Genomic DNA, 4,254 nt, shown 5'->3' with positions numbered 1-4,254 from the left:
ACCCCCCACCTACTCAGGCCCCCGGCAGGAGAGGGTGAGTCGCAGGAAACCCCCCATTCTCGCTGCGTTTTAGCAGGTCAAGGGGTATCTAGCCCTCACCCCAATAAAAGCTAGTATTTGAAATGTGGCGGGAGGGAATCACCCTCCCGGCCGCCCTCATCCGCCACTACGGCAAGGAGAAGGAGATCACCATGGCTACCGCCGTCTCGACCCCGACCAGCACGCCCGCCGTCCCCGAGGGGGACACCACGCAGGTGGTTGTGCTGGACGCCGCGCTGCTGGTGCGCGACGAGTGCAACGCCCGTGAGCACGACACCGAGCCGGACGAGAAGCTGATCACCTCCGTGAAGGAGATCGTGTCGAGGAGCCCATCAGCGTCCGGCCCCGGCCCGACGGCACCTACGGCGTGTTCAAGGGCTGGCGGCGCGCGCAGGCCCAGCAGGTCGCCAACGCCACCGCCGAGGCGGAGGGCCGCCCGGTGCGCCCGATCAAGGCGTACGTGCGTGAGGATCTGGTCGGCCGCGACGGCTGGACGCGGTTTTTGTCGCTGGTGGAGAACGACCACCGCGAGGGCATGAGCACGCGCGACACCCTGCGGGCGCAGGAGCTGGCCCTGATCGACATGAGCGAGGTCGACCGCCGCACGACCGCCAAGGCCCTGGGGGTCGGCCGGAACGCGGCCAGGCAGGCCAAGGCGGCGCAGAAGCTGGACGACGCCACGCTGCGCCGGGCGGCGGCCGGGGGCATGGATCTGGAGCAGACCGCCCAGCTCGCCGAGGTCAGCGACGTGCGCGGCGCGGAGATGCGGCTGCTGCGGGCGCTCCAGCGCGACCACGAGGAGGGCGGTGGCGGGCGCGGCCACTGGGATCAGGAGATGGCGCTGCTGCGTGCCGAGCAGGCCGATGCCGCCGCCCGTGCCAAGGCGGTGGAGGAGCTTACGGCGGCGGGCATCCCGCTGCTGGGGGCGGTGGGGTACGGGCAGAAGGACCCGTCCCGACCGCTGGCCGAGCTGACCACGGGTCTGGGTGCGCCGCTGACCGAGGACAACCACAAGGGCTGCCCCGGTCACAGCGCCCGGCTGGACGAGGAGCACCGTCCGGTGTGGCACTGCGCCGACCCGGCCGCGCACGGCCACAGGGTGCGTCCCAAGCCCAGGCAGCCCAGGACCGAGGAAGACGAGCGCAGGGCCGAGGAGCGTGCGCGGACCGTGGCGTGCAACCGGGCCTGGAAGGCGGCCGCCGGTCCGAGGCAGGAGTTCGTCAGGCGGCTGGTGCGCGGCAAGACCCTGCCCGAGGAGGCCCGGCGGTTCGCCCAGCGGATCGTGCTGGACCTGCCCCGCTTCTACGGCAAGTGGGCCGACCGGCAGCGCACCGAGACCCTGGCGCTGCTGCTGGGGGCTGCGGACCCGGAGAGGGACGCGCCGTCGCAGGTCGCGGCCGGCTTCCCCAAGAACCGGCTCGCCAACGTGCTGTTCGCGCAGGTAGCCGCCGCGTTCGAGGACGACATCCGCGAGCCCAAGCAGTTCGATACGGCCCGGGGGACGCACGTCTGCCTGTGGGAGTCGCCCAGCCCGCTCCAGGCCTCCTACCTGCTGCTGCTGGAAGCCCTCGGCCAGGCCGACAACGGCAGCTACCAGCTCTCCGAGGTCGAGCAGCAGGCCGTGGCCAGCCACCGGCCCGACGCCGACGTCGACGCCAGCACCGAGGGCGAGGCCGACGGCGACGCCAGCGCCGACGCCTGATGTTCCCTCCCCTTCCCGAAGGCTCCGGCCGGGCACGCCCGGTGCCCGGCCGGTCATCCCCCTCCCGTCAGAGAGGAAGAACCACATGTCCATTGGTATCGACGAGGTGCGCGCCTTCATCGGGCAGTTGCCGGATGCGGCAGCCGTCGCGCAGGTGCAGGAGGCCGCCGCCCGGCGGCTCGGCGAGCTCGACAAGGCCGCCCACAACGGCATCGTGGCCGGTCGCCGGGCCCGCATCAACGACTCGCTGCGCCCGGCCTTCCTGCGCCGCCTGACCGGCACCGTGCAGGAGCGCAACCGCACCGGCACGCGCGCGGGCTTCCTGCTGGACGAGGAGTCCACCCGGCTGCTGCGCACCGACCCGCGCAACAACCGCTACCGCATCCCGGAGGAGACCAGGCGCTACCGGCTGCCCGGCAGCGGCATCCCGGTCCCCTGCCTGGACCTGATCGAGGACTGACCGCCCCATGGACCGTCGGGCAGGGCAGAGCACCCGCCGCCCTGCCCGACGGTGCCAACAGCCGCGCAAGCGCGGCCCCTTCCCCTCCGCCGGACCGTTCGAGAAATCAGAGGCGACCATGGTCATCTCTCCCGACGCCGTTGCAGCCGCCCGAGCGTACGCGAGCGACATGAGCGGCGTGCCCCTGCCCGAGCCATCACCCGCCGATGCGGACAACGGCCCCCTGGAGCCGGCACACGAAGTGGCCTACTACCTGGGCATGGGTGAGACGTTCCGCATCCTCACCCGCCCCGACGAGCCGGCCCCGCCGGACGTGAAGGAGCTGAGCACGGCCGTGCGGGCAGTGCCGGGCAGCGGCACCTGGTACCGCCGCGGTGACGAGGCAGCCCGCCGGATCATCACCTCCGACCAGCGCATCCGCAACCTGCCCCAGGACCCCGACCAGCTGTGGGCACTGCTGGCCGACGTCCTCCAGGCCCTGGACCTGCACGGCCAGGCACCGCAACTGGACGGCAGCAACCTGCGCCGTGACCACCTCCTCGGCTACCCGGCGGCGATCCGCCGCACCCACCCGATCGGTGGCTGGGGGCCCGTGCGCGTGAAGTGGAACCCCGACGGCGCCCACCGCTGGACGGACCTCCACCACGGCACCTGGCAGTGGCCCGGCCAGACAGCCGATCCGGCCGCGTCAGCCCCGGCGACACCGGGCCACTGACCACCCCCACCACCGGCCGCCCCAGGGCGGCGGCGCACAAGCACCAGCCCCGGCGCCCCTCCCCTGTTCCCCTCTCTGAGAGGTCCTCATGAGCGACAAGCAGCAGACGACACCGCCCGCCCCGGACGACGACCGCGATCGCCCCCTGACGTTGGCCGTCCTGCGCCAGCTCGTCCGGCACGACTGGCGCGCGCTGCCCGGCACCACCCTGGTGGTGCTCTCCCGCGACACCGAGGGCAACGGCTACTCGCCGTTCGCCACCTACAGCAACGCCCGCTACGCGCCGACCTACAGCGACGAGGTCGGCGAGGTCTACCCGCTGCCCGAGGAGCTGGAGCAGGACAAGGAACTGCGCGAGCTCTACGCCGACGGCATCCCCGACAGCGCCGTCCCGGCCCTGGTGCTCTACCCGCTCGGCTGACCCGACCGGCGCGGGGGCGGGGCCGCCCACACAGGTTGTCCCGCCCCCCATCCATTCCCCGATGACGAAAGCGAGGCGTTCCCGTCATGTCCAATTCAGCGTCAGCGCCCGAGGAGCGAGCGCGCACGCCGGTGCTGGTCATCAGCGACAGCCCCGACGACGACCCGATCGGCCTGCTTCCCTGCCCGGTTCCCCTGCGGCGGCTGCCCTCTCCGCTGTTCAGCGCCGAGGAGTACCAGCTCGCCCCGCTCGTGATCCTGGACGACCGCAGCTACACCGCCTTCACGCTGCGCCACATGCCCCACCGCCCCGGCCTCATCCTCACGCTCGCCGCCCCCGGCGACGACACCGTCCACCCGCGGGCCGCGACCATCGGCGCCGAAGCCGTCCTGCGCACCGGACAGGACCTGTCCTGGCTGCACCTGCGCCTGCACGCGGCAACCGACTGCCGCCACGCCCACTGGGAGGAACTCCTGACCGGCCCTCCCCCACCGCCCGGCACCTGACGCCCAGCTGCCCCGCCCCGCGACCCGAAGGAAGTGCCAGATGCATTCGATACCCCAGCGCTGTGCGCGCCGGCCGCTGTCGGGCGGGCTGGTGGTGCCGTGGGTGTCCTTGATCCACGGCGGCCACGCCGCCTTCGGCAGCCTGGACGCCGGCCGGGCCCGCACCGCCTTCCTGCGGCGCCTGTGCCAGATCTGCGGCCAGTTTCTGAACGAGCGGTGCTACCTGATCGTCCGCCCGGCCGACGCCGCCCGCGGGCACTCCCCCGAACCGGCGCTGCACCCCGAGTGCCTGCCGTACACCGCCGCGCACTGCCCCCTGCTCAACGGCACCGCCACCCACTACCGCCACCGCCCCGTCCTGGCCACCCATCCCGCCGGACGGCCCTGCACCAACCCCTCCTGCCCCTGCCC

Annotated in this window: 5 protein-coding genes and 1 pseudogene; all 6 read left to right on the top strand. The window is 72.9% G+C overall.

Annotation, left to right across the window (positions count from 1 at the left end):
- Positions 1-406: 406 nt before the first annotated feature.
- Positions 407-1,741 carry a hypothetical protein gene (locus B7L92_RS07210; RefSeq protein WP_255310799.1) on the top strand — a complete coding sequence of 445 codons (1,335 nt, stop codon included), beginning with the start codon at positions 407-409 and terminating at the stop codon, positions 1,739-1,741.
- 85 nt (positions 1,742-1,826) lie between these two features.
- Positions 1,827-2,201 carry a hypothetical protein gene (locus B7L92_RS07205; protein ID WP_081236628.1) on the top strand — a complete coding sequence of 125 codons (375 nt, stop codon included), beginning with the start codon at positions 1,827-1,829 and terminating at the stop codon, positions 2,199-2,201.
- A 169-nt stretch (positions 2,202-2,370) separates the two neighbouring features.
- Positions 2,371-2,916, top strand: coding sequence for a hypothetical protein (locus B7L92_RS07200; protein ID WP_255310798.1), 546 nt, complete (start codon positions 2,371-2,373; stop codon positions 2,914-2,916).
- A gap of 88 nt (positions 2,917-3,004) precedes the next feature.
- Positions 3,005-3,337, top strand: a complete 333-nt coding sequence (locus B7L92_RS07195; protein WP_081236626.1) for a hypothetical protein — start codon at positions 3,005-3,007, stop codon at positions 3,335-3,337.
- An 86-nt stretch (positions 3,338-3,423) separates the two neighbouring features.
- Positions 3,424-3,843 (top strand): CpaE-like family protein, encoded by a 420-nt coding sequence (locus B7L92_RS07190; protein WP_081236625.1) that lies wholly within the window; start codon positions 3,424-3,426, stop codon positions 3,841-3,843.
- Between the two features lie 40 nt (positions 3,844-3,883).
- A pseudogene (locus B7L92_RS07185) lies at positions 3,884-4,254 on the top strand (cell envelope biogenesis protein OmpA); the annotation flags it as partial.

This window comes from Streptomyces viridosporus (assembly GCF_002078235.1).
In the GTDB taxonomy this organism is placed as follows: Bacteria; Actinomycetota; Actinomycetes; order Streptomycetales; family Streptomycetaceae; genus Streptomyces; species Streptomyces viridosporus.
This window is presented reverse-complemented; position numbering and strand designations above follow the sequence as displayed.